8 protein-coding genes, 1 tRNA gene and 2 pseudogenes are annotated in these 17,482 nt (G+C 64.1%); 3 read left to right on the forward strand and 8 right to left on the reverse strand.

Going from position 1 to position 17,482, the window contains the following annotated elements:
• Positions 1 to 95: 95 nt before the first annotated feature.
• Positions 96 to 171: transfer RNA gene (locus tag D1793_RS17695), tRNA-Thr, on the forward strand.
• Positions 172 to 207: 36 nt separating this feature from the next.
• On the opposite strand, the gene D1793_RS17700 is transcribed toward D1793_RS17695, so the two are convergent.
• The 8 genes and pseudogenes from D1793_RS17700 to D1793_RS17735 all read right to left on the reverse strand — a co-directional run bounded on the left by D1793_RS17700 (position 208) and on the right by D1793_RS17735 (position 11,819).
• Positions 208 to 1,092 (reverse strand): tyrosine-type recombinase/integrase, encoded by an 885-nt coding sequence (locus D1793_RS17700; RefSeq protein ID WP_119023308.1) that lies wholly within the window; start codon positions 1,090 to 1,092, stop codon positions 208 to 210.
• Between the two features lie 47 nt (positions 1,093 to 1,139).
• Positions 1,140 to 1,688: pseudogene (locus tag D1793_RS17705) on the reverse strand (TrkA C-terminal domain-containing protein); the annotation flags it as partial.
• A gap of 42 nt (positions 1,689 to 1,730) precedes the next feature.
• Positions 1,731 to 2,426 (reverse strand): annotated as a pseudogene (locus D1793_RS17710) (response regulator transcription factor); the annotation flags it as partial.
• Positions 2,416 to 4,395 carry a DUF4118 domain-containing protein gene (locus tag D1793_RS17715; RefSeq protein WP_119023309.1) on the reverse strand — a complete coding sequence of 660 codons (1,980 nt, stop codon included), beginning with the start codon at positions 4,393 to 4,395 and terminating at the stop codon, positions 2,416 to 2,418. The pseudogene D1793_RS17710 and the gene D1793_RS17715, both read right to left, overlap by 11 nt.
• 31 nt (positions 4,396 to 4,426) lie before the next feature.
• Entirely contained in the window at positions 4,427 to 5,908 is a 1,482-nt protein-coding gene (trkI, locus tag D1793_RS17720) for a Trk system potassium transporter TrkI (RefSeq protein WP_119023310.1), read from the reverse strand.
• Positions 5,909 to 6,116: 208 nt separating this feature from the next.
• On the reverse strand, positions 6,117 to 7,571 hold the full coding sequence (locus D1793_RS17725) for a diguanylate cyclase (protein WP_162900012.1): 1,455 nt from the start codon (positions 7,569 to 7,571) through the stop codon (positions 6,117 to 6,119).
• Positions 7,572 to 8,085: 514 nt separating this feature from the next.
• Positions 8,086 to 9,111: a sensor domain-containing diguanylate cyclase gene (locus D1793_RS20060; RefSeq protein WP_119023312.1), complete on the reverse strand. Its 1,026-nt coding sequence runs from the start codon at positions 9,109 to 9,111 to the stop codon at positions 8,086 to 8,088.
• Complete coding sequence (locus D1793_RS17735) at positions 9,108 to 11,819, reverse strand: EAL domain-containing protein (protein ID WP_119023313.1); 2,712 nt, start codon at positions 11,817 to 11,819, stop codon at positions 9,108 to 9,110. The genes D1793_RS20060 and D1793_RS17735 overlap by 4 nt, the downstream gene beginning before the upstream one ends.
• 180 nt (positions 11,820 to 11,999) lie before the next feature.
• On the opposite strand from D1793_RS17735, the gene D1793_RS17740 reads away from it, so the two are divergent.
• Complete coding sequence (locus tag D1793_RS17740) at positions 12,000 to 13,316, forward strand: GGDEF domain-containing protein (protein ID WP_162900013.1); 1,317 nt, start codon at positions 12,000 to 12,002, stop codon at positions 13,314 to 13,316.
• Positions 13,317 to 13,551: 235 nt separating this feature from the next.
• Positions 13,552 to 17,466 (forward strand): EAL domain-containing protein, encoded by a 3,915-nt coding sequence (locus D1793_RS17745; protein WP_119023315.1) that lies wholly within the window; start codon positions 13,552 to 13,554, stop codon positions 17,464 to 17,466.
• Positions 17,467 to 17,482 lie beyond the last annotated feature (16 nt).

The raw sequence follows: 17,482 nt of genomic DNA on the forward strand, positions 1-17,482 counted from the left end.
CGCCAACCTTGATTCCGAAAGACCGTGAACATGGGTTCACGGTCTTTCTCGCTCAGAGGAGGCCACTCCTCCGCGCTGGTCCAGAGCGACGCATTGCCGGCATAGCTCAGTTGGTAGAGCAACTGACTTGTAATCAGTAGGTCCCGGGTTCGACTCCTGGTGCCGGCACCATTTAAAGCGTTGTGTATCAGTAGCTTAGAGCGATAACTAACCGTCCATTGTGGCGGTTTTTTTGTGCGTGTCAACAAAGTGTCGACCGAGGTTGGCGACGGGGTTGAGCTTGGCGGCTTCCTCCAGGTGATCAGGGGCGAAGTGGGCATAGCGCATGGTCATGGTGATGGACTGGTGTCCGAGGATGCGTTGGAGAACCAGGATGTTACCGCCGTTCATCATGAAGTGACTGGCAAAAGTATGGCGTAGGACGTGGGTGAGCTGACCAGGAGGGAGCTGAATAGCGAGGTCCTGGACGGCGGATTGAAAGGCCTTATAGGCATTGCCGAAGAGGCGGCCAATGGATCGACGCTGACGGAACTGGCCGGCAAGGTGTGGGGAGACGGGTACGGTACGGGACTTGCCGGACTTGGTGGCGACGAAGGTGACGCGATCCTGGGCGAGCTGTTCGGCCCTGAGGGTCTGGGCTTCGCTCCAGCGGGCGCCGGTGGCGAGGCAGAGCAGGGTGATGAAGTAGCAATCCCGGTTGGGCTTGGCCTTGAGGTGAGCGAGCAGGCGGCGGATCTGGGCATGGTCCAGGTAGGCCATTTCGGTTTCATCGGTACGGACCTTGCGGACTTTGGCCAGAGGGTTGCCCTGGTGCCAGAGATCGAGCCGTTCCAGCTCCGAGAACATGGCCTTGAGATAGGCGTGTTCGTGGTTGAGCGTCGAGGGTTTCACCTCCTGGAGGCGCTGGGTACGGTACTTGGCCCAGTGCTGCGCGGTGAAGGCTTCTGCGCGGGGGTTATCCAGGGCGTGGCAGAGCTTGCGGAGGGAACGGAGGCGGTCCCGGGCGCTCTTGAGGGTGTGACCGTGGTGATCGTGCCAGAGCTGGACCAGGTCAAGCAGGGTGCGGGTATCAGGCTTGGGAGTTAAGCTCAAGTCTTGTGTATGGAGGGAAGTCGAGAGGGTGACGTATCCTGCTGATTGCGCAGCTCGCTCATCACCGCGCGGATGTCGCGGCGGGCGGCGATGAAGAACACCTCGTCGTCCGCCTCGATCACGGTGTCGCCGCGGGGGATGATCGGCCGGTTGCGGCGGTAGATGGCCGCGACCCGGGTATCCACGCTGGGCATATGGCGGCGCAGGAAGGCCAGGTCCTGGCCCACCAGGGGGCCGCCGTAGATCGCCTTGACCGCCACCAGCTGGACCAGGCCGCCGGCGAACTCCAGCACCTGCAGGGCGCCGGGATGCTCGATCAGGCGGCGGATATGGTCGGTGACCACCTGCTCGGGGCTGATCAGCACGTCGATGGGCACGGCCTCGTGGGCGAAGAGGCCCTTGCGGGTCAGGTAGGCGGTGGCGCGCACCCGGGCGATCTTGGTGGGAGTGCGGAACAGGGTGTGGGCGACCTGGCAGGCGATCATGTTGACCTCGTCCTGGCTGGTCACCGCGATCAGCATGTCGGCGTCCTCGCAGCCCGCCTGGCGCAGCACCATGGGGTAGGAGCCAGGCCCCACCACGGTGCGGATGTCGATGGTCTTCTCCAAATGGCCATCTGGATTGCCGGCAGCCTCGGGCTCGACCAGCAGGCGATAGCCGACGCCGGCCTCGGTCTGCAACAGCCGGGGGGACTTCGGATCGTCACCGAGCTTGTGGCGCAGCTTGCTAATCACGATGCGCAGGTAATGGGTGTCCTCGACGTGGGTAGGGCCCCACACCTCTCGCAGCAGCTGGGTCTGGGTCACGACCCGACCGGCATGGCGGCAGAGTCGCGCCAAGACCGAATACTCCTTGGGGGTGAGGTGCACGGGGGCGTCGTCATGCCAAAGCCGCCGGGCCACCAGATCGATGCGAAGGCCACCACTCCGGTAGCGCTCCCCCTCCGATGACGGGGCATCCGCCTGGCGGAGCCGCAACAGGGCGCGAATCCTGGCCAGCAGCTCCTGAATGCCGAAGGGCTTGGTGACATAGTCATTGGCACCGTGGTCCAGGGCACGTACCTTCTCGGCCTCCTGTCCGCGTACCGACACCACGATCACCGGCACCTGGCTGCGCGCGCGCAGCCGGTCGAGCACTTCCTGGCCATCCATGTCGGGTAGCCCCAGGTCCAGCAGCACCAGATGGGGTGCCTCCTCGATGGCCAGCGTGAGCGCTTCCCGACCATTCGCGGCCTCGTAGACCACGAATCCCTGGGAGGTCAGGCTGATGCGAAGAAAACGGCGGATCTGGGGTTCGTCGTCGATCACCAGAATGCGATGAGGCTCAGTCGGCATGGTCGTCACTCGCCTCCCGGATCTCGGGAAGAGGAAGACGCATCACGATCCGAGTGCCCCGCCCTTCTGGCCCAGACTCGGCAACGACCGTGCCGGCATGGGCACCCAGCATGCCGCGGCAGATGGCCAGCCCCAGCCCGCTGCCATGGCGTCCACGATCCCCCTCGCCACCGGTGATGAACATGTCGAAGACGCGCTCGCGCAGCGGTGGCTCGATGCCGGGTCCCTGATCGGTGACCGACAGCCAGAGCTCCCCTGACTCGATACCGGCCTCGAGGCTCAGGGTGCCCCCGGGGGGTGAGAAACGTGCGGCATTCTCGACCACGTTGACCAGCGCCTGTTCGATCAGCGCCGGATGCACGTGCAGGAGCGGGAGATCCTCGGGCCAGCGCCGCTTCACCTTCAACCCCTGCAACAAGGGAGACAGTCGCCTGAGCGCACTGGTCACGAGGTCGTCCAGGGAGATCCAGTCGCGTTCCAGTTTCAGGCCGCCCTGTCCCAGGCGCGTCATGTCCAGAAGGTTCTGGATATAGCGGTCCAGGCGTTCGCTTTCGCTGAGCACACCATCGAGCAGCTCGGCACGATCGGCATCGCTGAGCTGATCACCCAGGTCGCGCAGGGTGCTGGCCGAGCCGATGATCGACGCCAGCGGTGTTCTGAGGTCATGGGAGACGGAAGAGAGCAGGGCCGAACGCAGGCGTTCGTTCTCCTCGGAGAGGCGCGAGGCCTCCAGGTCGGCCACCAGACGGGTGCGCTCCAACGCCAAAGCCAGCAGCCGCAGCATGGCATCGATGTGTCCCTCCTCATCCGGCGAGGGGGTACGCTCCCGCTGGCCCAGGGCCAGGCCCACCAGGGCGACCAGCCGCTGCTGTTCAAGCAGGGGGATCACCTGCCAGTCCGTCTCCATCGGCTGCTCGGTTCCTTTTCCGCTGGGCCGAAGGTGGTGACGGCTCCAGGCCACGCTGGTTCTCGCGCCGGCATCCAGCGACGTGCCTTCTGGGGCACTACAGCTGGGCGTCATCTCGTCCGCACCGTCTTCGGCAGGCAGGATGACCACCGGGCAGCCAAGCCAGCGCATCAGGGTCGCCGCACCCGCTGCCTCGACCTGTTCGCGGTGGGTCGCCGCCGCGAGCTCCCGGGAGAAGGTCAGCAGCTGATAGGTCTGTTCGCGGCTGGCACGCAGGGCCAGCAGACGCCTGCGAGCGCTACCGGCGAGCTGTCCTACCACCACCGCCACCAGCAGATAGATGGCAGCGGTCACCACCTGCTCCTGCTCCACCATGGCCAGCGAGTGGCGCGGGTCGGTCAGGAAGAAGTTGAAGCCGAGGAAGCCCAGCAGTGCGGCCAGCATGGCGGCGCGCGTCCCTGCCAGGGTGGCACTGGCAAGAACAGCGGCAAGAAACAGCAGCGAGAGGTTGCCGAGCTGAAGCCAGGACTCTAGCCCCAGTGCCAGTCCCAGCGCCGCCAGCGTTGCCCCCACGGCGATGATGGGGTCACGCCAGCGCCACACCAGCTCGCGGCGGCGCGGTTGGAAGCGTGGCCGCTGTCGCGCCTCGGCCACGACCACCAGGTCGAAGGGCCCGCCCAGGCGGGCCAGCCGCTCAGCCACCGGGCGACGCCAGATTCGCCACCCCGAGGGACGACCATGGCCAACCAGTAAGCTGGCCACCTTGAGCTCCCTGGCCAGGGCCACCAGCTCACGCGCACGATCCTGCCCCGCGACGACCCGTGTCTCACCACCCAGTCGCTGTACCTGGGCAAAGTCCCGCTCGAGCACTTCTCGCCTTCGTGGGTCCTCACGGCCGCTGTCCACATAGGCCGCACACCAGTTGACTCCATCACGCACCGCCAACCGGTGAGCCGACCGCACCAGGGCCGCATCTTCGGCCCCGCCACTCAGGGCTACCAGCAATCGAACGGGCGCCAGGCGATTTACCGACGCTGCCGCCTTGTCATCGTGCTCTTGCATGTTCTCTCCTGCTGTTCTCTCGTGACACCGGCTAGCGGCGCCAGAACATCGGCGTCAACAGCACCAGTACCGTGAGGATCTCCAGCCGCCCGAGCAGCATGCCTACACACAGCAGCCACTTGGCAGCATCCGGCAGCGGCGCGAAATTGCCGGCGGGGCCGATGGTATCGCCGAGCCCAGGCCCCACGTTCGCCACGGCGGTCGCGGCACCCGACAGGGCCGTCACGAGATCGAGCCCCATCATCGCAAGGCCCAGTGCCAGCCCGGCGATGGTCAGGAAGAAGAAGAACGAGAAGGCGACCACGCCGCGGGTAATGTCATCGGTGATCGGCTGGCCATTGTAGCGGGTGGGAAAGACGCCGCTTGAGTGAATCAGGTAGCGCAGCTGATTACGCAGCAGGATGCTGGCGATCTGAAAGCGAAAGATCTTCATGCCTCCGCTGGTGGAGCCACTGCAACCACCGACGAAGGTCAGGTAGAAGAAGGCCACGATCGCCAGTGCCCCCCAGCTACTGTAGTCGTCGGAGGCATAGCCGGTGGTGGTCACCACGGAGATGACGTTGAAGGCAACGTGGGTCAGCGCCTCGAAGGGAGGCGTCTCCAGCCACATGCGCCATCCGGTGAGGCACAGGATCACGACCAGCAGCAGTACCAGCAGGCCCTGAACCTGCTGATCCCGCCACAGAGCCATCCGAGCGCCGCGCAGGAAGCGGATATAGAGCACGAAGGGCAAGGCCCCCATCAGCATGAACAGCGAGCCCATCCACAGCAGGTGCGGCCGATCGGCATAGGCGCCGAAGGAGGCATCCGAGTTGGCAAACCCCCCAGTGGCAAGCGACGTCATGGCATGCACCACGGCATCCAGGGGCGCCATTCCGCCCAGCCAGTAGGCCAGCATGGCGACCAGTGTGAAACCGACGTAGATCGACAGGGTGGCCTTGGCGATGCCGCCGGTGCGCGGCATCACCTTATCGGACCAGTCGGAGGACTCGGTGTGGAAGAGCCGCATGCCGCCCACCTTGAGAAAGGGCAGGATGGCGATCCCCATCACGATGATGCCGATCCCCCCCAGCCACTGCATCATGCCCCGCCACAGCTTGAGACCGTCGGAGAGGTTCTCGATACCTTCCAGCACGGTGGAGCCGGTGGTGGTGATGGCCGACACCGATTCGAAGACCGCATTGGTGAAGGAGAGCTGAGGGGCCCCCAGCACCAGCGGCAGGCTAGCCAGGGTGCTGATGCTGACCCAGCTGAGAGTGGTCACCAGAAACATCTGCCATGGCTTCAGGGCGATCTCGACACGCAGGGTCGCCAACCAGCTAAGTGCCACCGCTCCCAGCACGATGCCAATGGACTGGGCAAACGCCCGCGCATCGGGCTCCTCCTCGATCACCAGCACCAGCCAGGGCACGGCCATGAAGGCGGCCAGCACCAGCCAGAGTACCGACAGCACCTTGAGAATGGGTGCCCAGTGGCCCCACTGCTCCTGTATGTCTTGCCAACGGCTCGCCATGGTCCTGTTCACCTGTCACGACGCGATTGAGGACGCTCAATGGACGTCATGGCACCACAGGCAAAGCTAAAAAGTCCGTAAAAACCGCCATCAGAGCTGGATGGACTGAGCTAAGAACGACGGGTCCATCACCAGTGCCGTCACCTCGTGATGATGCCCTCCCTCTCCACGTCACCGGAATCGCTTCCCAGCCATACGCTCTACTGGCCTATGTGCGCCCGGCAGCAATGGCATGGTAGGCGACGGCAGTATTGCGTCCTGCATGTTTCGCGGCGTAGAGCGCCTGGTCAGCCTCTGCCATCAACTGTCCGAGTGCCTCGGCGTCATCATCGGACTGGCGGGTCACTCCGAGACTGACCGTCATGCTGACCGACAAGGGCGCCTCTTGCCCAGGCGCCTCAATAGAGAAGGGTGTATCGGCTACCAGGCGACGCAGGCGCTCTGCCAGCGCAAGCGCCTGATCATCCCGCATGCCGGTCGCAAGAACGGCGAACTCCTCACCTCCCAGGCGCACGAGGCAGTCCTCTGGCCGCAGCTCATGCTGAATCCGGTCTACCAGACACGACAGCAAGGCGTCCCCGACCAGGTGCCCATGGGTGTCATTGATCTGCTTGAAGTGATCGATGTCGAACAGGATCAGGTGTCGAGGCGACGTAGCAGGGCACTCCGTCATCTGTCGATCCAAGCCTCGCCGGTTGAGCGCTCCGGTCAGGGCATCGCGCTCGGAAGCGGTCTGTGCCTGCTCCTCCTCTTGCTTGCGTCTGCCGATATCGACCAGCACCCCTGCCAGTGCCACCGGCTCCCCCTGCTCGTTGTGCTGCATCTCGGCGATGATCTCGTACCAGGACCATGCATCGCCAGCGAGGCACACCCGGGCGTCGAGACGGAACTGGGAGGGTTCTGGAGCGCCAAGAGCGGCCCGTAGCCGTACCCAGACTTCCGCACGATCCTCTGGATGCAGGCGAGCCGCCAGGCGCCGCAGTGGTATCCGGGGATAAGTCTCGGGATACCCCAGCGCCACCTTGAGGCCCTGTGAACACCACACGCGCCCGTTACGCAAGCTGACCTCCCAGACGCCGCAGTCGGCTACCTTGTGAAACAGCTCAACCTGACGCGAGCGGTGGTTCAACTGATAGCGGTAGAGCGCCGCGGCGATCAGCTGCCCTGCCGCCTCCAGCAGGTCGAGGCCAGGGCCCGCCCAGCTCACGGCACGTTCACAGTCATCGACGCCCAGCGTGCCCCACCAGCGACCGTTCACGAAGATCGGCACGGTGGCCATGGAACGGATCGCCTGGCTTTCCAGGTTGCGTCTCAGGGGGCCTTCGGGCATGGCGGGAACGCAGAAGTCGTGGCGCCTGCCCACCTGCCGCTCCTCGACGAGGCGGCGGTACTCAGGGTCGTCAAGGGATGAGGTGAAGAACCGGAAGCGGCGCTGAGTCAGCTGTCGATAGCGCTCCGACGACGCCCACTCGAAGACGTAATCCTGGATAACCGCCTCGGGCTGGAGCTCCAGCAGCTGGAAGATCCAGACCCGGCTGGCTCCGGTAACGGGCCCCAGCTCGGCCAGCAGCCGGTCGACGCCGTCCGCCCAGTGCTCCATGGTCATCAGCGCCGTGCTGCCACGCGCCAGTGCCGCCAGGCAGTGTTCGGCAACCAGCGGCACCGCCGCTTCCCCGTTGGGCAGCGTGGATGGGGGCGGATGACCAAGCATTACTGGTTCTCTGTTATCGGGCTTCGGACCAGCATGGTTGAACAAACCGTCAATAACAAGGCGCCACCGGGCACACGTTTGTTCTCATGGCTGGACATCCTGGCGCTCTAGCTGTGAAGTCAGAAGCCCCAAGAGACACTCGAGAGCGGCAGTTATTGCGGACTTTTCTGAGCCAAACACCAAAAGATCACATACCACTGTCGTCAATCATACTGAGTATGAGATCGAGTCTTGGGCTTCGAAGCTGAGTTGGCACCGTTTAGCTCTATCGTGGAAATGCATGACTAACAGAGTGTGCTGATAACGCTGCCTACACAACCAGACGACAGGGCCGCCCTCGCATCATCGCCGAGCCACCGGGAGCACACCAGGAAAGCCATGCTATCGGCCGAGGATCAAGATTTGCCTTATCGCGCCCGCGATGTGGCCATGGACTAGCTCGAATATCGTCGATGAGGAAGGAACGTCAGGGCCGACCGCTTCGCCTGGCCTGCTTGCGCGCGTACATCGCGGCATCGCAGAGCTGCAGAATGGTCTCCACGTCGTGATCCTCGGGTGAGGCAGCCACCACCCCGACGCTGGCACCCGGGTAGTCGATCACGTCGTCGCAGGCGCGAAATTCACCGATCGTCAGGCGTTCCAGGGCCTGCTTGAAATCATCGAGCTCAATATCGGTCGCCTCGTCGGCCAGGTGCACGACCACAAACTCATCACCGCCGTAGCGGGCCACCAGATCCTCGGGCCGGCAGCCGCCCACCAGCCGATGCGCCATCTCGATCAGAAAACGATCTCCCGCATCGTGCCCGAAGCGGTCGTTGATCGCCTTGAAGCCATCCAGGTCGATGAAGGCCACGTAGAGCGGCCTCCCGAGCGCAGCCGCCTTGCCGAGACGCACCTTCAGTCCATGGAGCAGCGCCCGGCGGTTGGCGATTCCGGTCAGGGGGTCGGTATTGGCATGCTGTACCAGGACACGATTCTCACTGGCCAGCAGATGCAGCAGTCGCTCGCTCTCGATATGCCGGGCGATCAGCTGGGCAAAGAGCACCAGATACCCCTGGGCCTTGTCGGAAACCTCCACCGACTCGTCGCTCGCCGCACACAGGGTGCCGTAGAGCCCGTCATCGATCAGTCGGATGGGCTCGCTCAGATAGGTCTTGAGGCCGAGCTCCCTGGCCGCGGCGGAATCCCCCCAGCACCCGGCGACGTCCCGGGTGTAGCGCTTTCCTTCCAGGATGGCGCGGCGGCAGAGGGTATCCTTCCAGGGCACCGAGAGGCCTTCCGGAATCGACAGTCCCCCGCTATTGCGGGCGTAGACAACGGTCTGCACCTGACCGACTTCATCGATGACCGTGAAATAGGTCGACGGCAGGCCGGTGACCTCCTCCAGCAGCTCAAGCAGGGGGCGAATCACCTCCTCCAGGCGGTCGTTCACGTCGGTGGCGTTTTCCAGCCGTTCCAGCGCTGCGGCGATCTTCTCGGCATAGGGCGTCATGATGCTGGCTCCTGGTTCTCGCGCATGGACGCCTCCCAGCGCGCGATGAACGCCTCGGCGGGCAGGGGCCGCCCGAAGTGAAAGCCCTGGGCCTGATCGCAGCCCATCGCGGCCAGTGCCGCTGCCTGTTCGGCTGTCTCGACGCCTTCTGCCACGGTCTTCATGCCCAGCGCCTGAGCCATGGCAATGATGGTCTGTACGATGGTGCTGTCATGTTGACTCTCCAGCACGTGGCGCACGAAGGAGATATCGATCTTCAAGGAGTCGGCGGCAAAGCGCCGCAGGTAGGCCAATGACGAATAGCCGGTACCGAAGTCATCGATCGCCAGCGTGAATCCGGCCCGGTTCAAGGTGCGGGTCGTCTCCACCGCCTGCTCCGGGTCGCGCATGAAGTCGCTTTCGGTGAGCTCCAGAGCGATGGCCGAGGCGGGCAGGCCATCGGTCAGCATGCCGATCCGCTCGGCGAGGCGCGGGTCGGCAAACTGCTGGGCGGAGATGTTGATCGACAGCCGCCCAGGCAACGCCAGTCCTGCCTCGCGCCAGAGCAGCAGCTGGCGCGTGGCACACCGCAGCACCCAGTCCCCCAGCGGGCGAATCAGGCCTCGCTCTTCGGCCAGCGGGATGAACTCCCCCGGGCTGACCCATCCCCACTCGTCATCATGCCAGCGGCACAGCGCCTCGGCGCCGGTCAGTCTTCCGTCGCGCAAGTCGACCTGGGGCTGGAAGTGCAGGGTCAGCGCCTCTTGGGCGATGGCACGCTCCAGGCGCTCGCTCATCTGCTGCCGGCGCTCCAGCGCCTGGCCCATCGAGGCGGTGAAAGGGCACACCCCCTCATCCTCCTGCTTGGCATGATAGAGCGCGATGCTGGCGGCCTTGAACAGTTCGCCCGGGGTCAGCGCATCCTGTGGGTAGCGGGCCAGGCCGATCGAGACCTTCAGCGAGAAGGTCCTTCGCCCCAGCTGAATCGGCCGGCCGATCGCCTCACCCATCCGTGTCACGCTCTCCTCCACGACCTCGGCCGAGGCCCCGGGGACCAGCAGCGCAAACTCGTCGCCGGAGAGCCGGGCCAGCGACTCCCCTTTACCGATGGTACCCTGCAGGCGGCCGGCCACGGTGGCCAATAGCTGATCGCCCAGCTGATGACCGTGCAGGTCATTGATCTCCTTGAAGCGGCGCAGGTCGAGAAGGATCAGTCCCAGCGGGGCCTGGGTACGCTCTGCCGCCAGGCGCATCTGGTGGAGGTCCTCCATGAAGCGAACCCGGTTGGCCAGGCCCGTGGTGCCATCGAAGTAGGCCAGCTGCCGCATGCGGCGGTGATCCTGGCGTCGCTCGATCTCGGCCGCAGCGCCGGTGGAGAGGATGCGCAGCACCGAGGTGGCGAACGCATTGGCGTCGGTCGGCTCCCGGTACAGCAACAGGAGCGCCCCGACCATGTCGCCCCGGGTGTTCTCCAGTCGCCGGCCGACCCAGGCCGTGAAGACCCCCTCGACGCCAGGGAGCCAGACCGCGGCCGCATTGCGCACAATGACCTCCCGGGAGTCCGCCAGCTCGGCGAAAGGCGAATCCCGCAGGTCAAAGGAGTGATTGTCCCGGCGCCCTCCTGCTGCACTCACGCTCACGGTGGTCAGGCGGCGTGGAGGTTGGCGGCCGGCCGCGACCAGGCTGGCTGGCGCCATGTCCACCGTTGCGATGATGCCGGCATCGGCCTCGAGGATCTCGGTCAGGTGGCCGACAAGCTGGTGGAAGTAATCGTCCCCCATGCGTGTCGTGATCGCCGAAGCGACCCGTGCCACCGCCTCCTGCACCCGCTGGGCCTCGTGCTGCTCGCTGATATCGGAGATGAAGCCTTCGAGGCAGGTCACCTCGCCATCCTCATCGTAGAGTGCCTGGCCCTGCTCCAGCATCCAGCGCAATTGACCGCAGGCGGTGCGCAGCCGGTAGATGACCCGAAAGGTGTCACGGCGCGCCACCGCCTCGGCTACCTTGTCGGCGAGCGGTTGCCGGTCGGGGGCATGAATCAACGAGGCGTAGCTCACCTCGCGGTTATGAATCAGGGCCGCGGGCGAGTAGCCGGTCAGGACTTCGGCCCCCTGGCTCACCACCAGCATGGTCCACTCGGAGTCATTCAGGCAGCGATAGGCCATGCCGGGTAGGTGGTTGAGCAGCGTGTCCAGGCGCCGCTCGCTTTCCCGGGCGCTGGCTTCACTCCGCTGCAGCGACTGCCGTGCCAAGCTGCGCTCGATCTCCGCTCCTGCCTGAGCGGCGGCGATATGGAGAATTTCCTTCTCCAGGCCAGTGAGCGACATCGGTGCATTCTTGAGCAGGGCCAGCAGGCCAAGCGGCGCTCCGTCCAGCCCGAACAGCGGCAGCCCCATGTAGCTTTCGGCGCCGAGCTCTCCCAGCAGCTCATCCTCGGGGAAGCGTTGCTGCACCTCACAGGCATAGAGGCAGGGCTGGCGGCCGCTGACGGTCTCGCAGGGGGTCCCTGCCAGGTGATAGCGAAGGTTGGGTTGAAGGGCGCCTTGGGACCAGACCGCCAGAGTCTGGGCGTAATGCCCCTCCTCCACCTGGGCCACCAGCACGTGGTCCACGTCGAGGATCGTGGCCAGGTGCTCTACCAAGGTAGGCAGGAAGGCATCCGTGCCCGCTCGCGACATTCCGTCGGCGAGCAGGCGAAAAGCCGCTTCGGCGGTCATGCGCGCTTTCATGGCACAGCATCCCTATCGAGCTAAGACTCAATCGCGTTTCTTAAACGCTCAACCTAACACGAACCGAGCCGATAGGGAGTCCAGGAGCAATGCACCTACCTCCCCCACCGGGCCGAGTCGGTTATGCTATCCCCTATCACCGGAGCGCAACCAACTACCGCTATGTATCAAGGAGCCCCGATGGACCTGCTTCACGCTGCCTTCGAACACTCCCCGGATGTATTGATGGTGGTTCAGGCAGAAGCCGATGGTGAATTTCGTTTCTTGAGAGTCAATACAGGCTTCGTCGAGGCCACCGGCTTTTCCCGGGCGCAGGTTGAGGGTGTTCGCCTCGATGACTTGCTGCCCCCCGAGGACGCGGAGCGCCTCGCGGCCGAGTACCGCCGCTGCCTGGTTCAGGGAGAGGTCGTGGAGTTCGAGCAGCCTTTCGAGGTACCCAGTGGTCAGCGGACCTGGCATGTTCGCCTGCGACCGATGGGACCACCAGAGAGCCGCACCCTGGCCATTGCCGCCCGCGACATTACCTGGTCACGCAACTTCGCCCAGCAGCTGACGGCTGTCGCCGCCTATATCCCCGGCTTCGTCTACCAGCTGTGTCTGACGCCAGAGGGTCGCTGGACATACACCTTCGTGGGTGAGCGTGCCGAATCGATGTTTGGCGTGCCAGTTGGCGAGGCCCTGGAAGACGCCGGTACCCTGATTGGGCTGATCCATCCAGAAGACATTGAGCGCGTCATTTGCGAAAGCCTGCATGCCGCCGAGCATCTGACCCCATGGCACAGCGAATTTCGCATGTTTCACCGCGATGGGCGGCTCCAGTGGGTAGAGGCCCATGACCAGCCTCAGAAGCTCGGTGACGGCACCATCCTGTGGACCGGCTACGTGAACGACATCACCGAACGCAAAGCGCTGGAGGCCTCGCTGTTAGCCAGCGAGGCAAAGTATCGTCAGCTGGCTCAGTTCGACCCGGTCACCGGGCTGGCAAACCGCACCGAATTCTTCTCCCACCTGAATCTCGCGATCCAGCTTGCCGAGCGGCAAGGACAGACCCTGGCGCTGCTGTTCATCGACCTGGACCGGTTCAAGCCCATCAACGACGTCTATGGCCATGCCACTGGCGATGCGCTGCTTCGGCAGGTCGGTGAACGCCTGCGTGCCGAGCTACGTGGCACTGACCTGGTCGCCCGTATCGGAGGTGATGAATTCACGGTGCTGCTGCAAGGGCCAATGGATAGCGAGACTGCCCAGAAGGTGGCCGAAAAGCTCTGCGATGCCATGGCCATTCCCTTTCCACTCAACTCCCATCCGCTCAGCCTGTCGGCCAGTATCGGGGTTGCGCTCTACCCAGACCATGGCCAGGACACGGAGGCGCTTACCCACGCGGCCGACGAGGCGATGTATCACGCCAAGGCGGCGGGGCGGGGCATTGCGCTCTGCTATTCGCCTCACGGCAGTACCGATGGAGAGCCTGTAAATAACCCACGGATCAGAGATTGACAACCAACGCCAGACCAGGAATCCCTGACCCTCGTCAAACAATCATCAAAATTCTGCTCGGGTCCCGGCATCGCCCGCTGCCTGGCTGAGCCACCTGATATAGTCACTCACCGGCGGTGCATCCTCTCCAAGGCTCGTCACCGTGCTGCGGTCTACTCACAACAACACCAGATAACAAGCTCGCGGAGCCGGCCCTCAGGCCTCTTCTCCCCCGTAGCCAGGGATACCCCTCACCATGACGCAACGCCCGTTGGCCACCGTGTTGACCGGCTTGATCCTGCTGAGCGTCCTGCCACTCGTTGTCCTTTCCGCCTGGTGGGCGTTGGACAGCGTGCAGACTCGTGGTCAGGAGACGCGGAAAGAAGCCCAGCAGCTGGCACATAACGCCAGCAGCACCATTGATCACTACCTGGATGCGCGTATTCGCGCCCTGTCGATGCTGGCGGACTCCCCCTTGGCGGATAATCCCGCCAACTGGCAACAGCTCTACGCCGAAGCGCTGGGTTTCCAGCGCAGTTTCGGTAGCCACGTCATCTTCTCTGACGTGGGCGACCCCATGCGGATGCGTTTCAACACCCGCGTCCCATTCGACACTGCACTTCCGCCGCTTCCGCGCCCAGAAGGCAGTGCCGCGGCTCCCCGGGCGCTGGCCACCGGCCAGCCCGCGGTCGGTGACAGCTTCATAGGCCCAATTGCCAACGAGACGCTGGTCGCCATCGTGGTACCAGGCCTGCGTGGGGATGAGGTTACCCATTTGCTGCTCAGCACCCTGGAAGCCGGCCAGCTCCAGCAGCGGCTAGATTCGCTGGCCCTGCCCCAGGACTGGTCACTGACTCTCATCGACAGCCGCGGCGAGCGACTCGCGCACCGCGGAGGGACACTGGATGGCGCCAACCCCATGGTCGAGACGTTCCGAGTCCCATCGGAGAAATCACCCTGGGAAATTGCCCTGTCGATTCCCGAGTCAGCCATCGCCGTCCCACGCCTGATGCTGGGGATGACGCTGGCTCTGCTGATCATCACGGCCACCCTGGGCGGCATGGTCGGCGGAAGCCTGGCTGCCAGACGCCTGAGCCGCCAGGTTGCGGCACTCGCCGACCCTGAGATGCTCGCGGTTCCTATCACGATTCGTGAGATCGCAGCCGCGAGACAGCAGCTCGACGATCACGCCTTTGAACTGCGCGCGAGCGAGGCACGCCACCGCGAGCTTTTCGAGGCCAATCCTCACCCGATGTGGGTCTACAGCCTGGATACCCTGGTCTTCCTAGCCGTCAACGACGCCGCAGTTCGCCAATACGGCTACAGCCGCGAAGACTTCCTGGGCATGACCATCAAGGACATTCGCCCGCCCGAGGACATTCCCCGCCTGATCGCCAACGTGGAACGGGTGGCAAGTGGCGCCTCACCCATGGACATGGTCGCGGTCTGGCAACACATTACCCAGGATGGCCGGCCCATCATGGTCGAGATCCACTCCCACCGCCTGCAGTACAACGGCCAGCCCGCCGAACTGGTGCTGGCCCACGACATCACTGAGCGACTGCGCGCCGAATCGGCCTTGCGCGACAGCGAAACCGAGTTCCGCACCCTGATCGAGTCCATGCCGCAGATCGTCTGGGTCACCCGCCCCGACGGTTGGCACCTCCAATTCAACCAGAACTGGTTCACCTTCACCGGCCTCTCCCAGGAAGAGAGCATCGGCCACGGCTGGAAGACAGCCTTCCACCCCAATGATCGCCAGCGTGCAGCGGAACGCTGGCAGGCAGCCGTCACCGCAGGAACCACCTATGAGATCGAGTACCGACTTCGCCGTGCCGATGGCGTCTACCGCTGGATGCTGGGACGAGCCCTACCGTTGCGTGACAGCACCGGCCAGATCGTCAAGTGGTTCGGCACCTGCACCGACATCCACGAGCTAAAGCGAACCGAAGAGCGACTCACCGAAGCACAGCGCATCGGCAGGATGGGCGACTGGGAGTATGAGATCTCGACCCAGACGATCAGCTGGTCCTCACAGGTCTATGAGATCCTGGGCCGCGACCCGGCACTGGGACCGCCACAAAGCCTGGAAGAGAATGCCCGGCTCTATACCCCATCGAGCCGTCCCTTGCTCTCCGCCAAGGTCCAACTGGCGATAGCCACGGGTGACCCTCAGGAGTATGAACTGCTGGTCAATCATCCCACCGGACGGGAGCTACACGTGCGCGTCATGGCAGTGCCCAACAAGGATGACCGCGGCCAGGTCACCAGCCTCTACGGGACGGTCCAAGACATCAGCGAGGAGAAACGTGCGGAACGCACTCTGCTGACCCGCGCCCATCAGCAGGTGCTGGTCGCCGAGTTCGGGCGCTCGGCCCTGGCCACCACGGACATCGATCAGATCTCGCGCGAGGCTGCCACCTTGATGGCCGATGGTCTGGGCATCAGCTATACGAAGGTGCTGCTCTGTGACGCCTCCAGCAAGAGCTGCACTCTGGTGGCCGGCGTCGGCTGGTCACCGGAGTGGATCGGCCGCAAGGTCTACCGTGATAGTTGGGCTTACTCCCAGACCGATCATGTCATCGACTCACAAGAACCTGTCGTCATCGAGAGCTTCCATGAGGAGACACGCTTCTCTCCATCCCCCCTGCTGATACGGCACAGCATCGTCAGCGGCGTCAATGTCGTGATCCAAGGGGTCGAGGGCCCGCTGGGCATCCTCGGCGCCTATGCCCAGGAAGCTCACGTGTTTTCCTCCGACGATATCCGCTTCCTGCAGAGTATCGCCAATGTCCTGAGCACCGCCATCGAGCGAAGATTGGCCGACGAGCGGCTCGCACATATGGCCCATCATGACGCGCTGACCGACCTGCCGAACCGCTTCCTGGTCACGGACCGACTGGAAGTTGCCCTAGCGGAAGCCCAGCGCCGTGGCCAGCACCTGGCACTGCTGTTCCTCGACGTAGACCGTTTCAAAAATATCAATGACGTCTATGGCCACGCCTTCGGTGACCAGATCCTCAAGGAGATCGCCGATCGCCTCCGTGGGGCGGTTCGCGCCATAGATACCGTCAGCCGCCAGGGCGGCGACGAGTTCCTGGTCATGTTGCCCGAGCTACGCAGCGACCAGGAGGCCAAGCGTGTCGCCCAGAAATTGTTGGACACCTTCGCGATGCCCTTCCAGGCGGAGGATACCGAAGTGGTGCTCACGGCAAGTATCGGCATCGCCTACTTCCCCGCCGACGGGAACCAGGCCGACATCCTATTGCGCAATGCCGATGCCGCCATGTATGAGGCCAAGGAACGTGGGCGGAACCGCTTTCAGTTCTACGCCGCGGACATGCATGCCCGATCGGTAGAGCACCTCATGCTGGAAGGGGATCTGAGGCGGGCTATCGAGCGCCACCAACTTTACCTGCACTACCAGCCACAGCTCGACTTGGCCACCGGCTCTCTGCTCGGGCTCGAAGCGCTGGTGAGATGGCGCCACCCCGACCACGGGCTGGTGCCTCCCGGCAAGTTCATTCCCATCGCCGAGGAGAGTGGTCAGATCGTTTCGATCGGCACCTGGATCCTGGAAGAAGCCTGTAGCCAGCATGCCCGCTGGCTGGCTGAGGGCCTGGCAGTCGGCACCATCGCCGTCAACGTATCGGCCTTCCAGTTCGAGCAGCCGGACTTCGTCAATGTGGTGGAGGCCGTGTTGAAACGCACTGGCCTGCCCGCAGAGCACCTGGAGCTAGAACTCACCGAAAGCGTGGTGATGCAGGGCATGACGGTCGTGCAGGACAAACTGCGCCGTCTTCACGAACTCGGCGTCAAGCTGGCCATCGACGATTTCGGCACCGGCTATTCCAGCCTCAGCTACCTGAAACAGTTCCCGCTTTACCGTCTCAAGATCGACCAGTCATTCACCGCCGGCCTGCCGGAAGACCGCGAGAGCCAGGCCATTACCCAGGCGATCATCCACATGGGACACAGCCTGGGCCTGGACGTCCTGGCCGAAGGCATCGAGACCGAAGACCAGCAGGCCCAGCTTCGAGCCATGGCGTGCAACGCCGGGCAGGGCTACCTGTTCGCCAAGCCGCTACCCGCCGATGATGTCAGGGCGTTCGCTATCGGCCATAGCATCAAGCGAGCAGCTGGCCTATGGACGGTCCCATGCACGGATTGAAGGCGCAAGGCATCAC

The sequence above is a fragment of the Halomonas sp. JS92-SW72 genome (assembly GCF_003547075.1).
GTDB classification, from domain to species: Bacteria; Pseudomonadota; Gammaproteobacteria; order Pseudomonadales; family Halomonadaceae; genus Halomonas; species Halomonas alkalicola.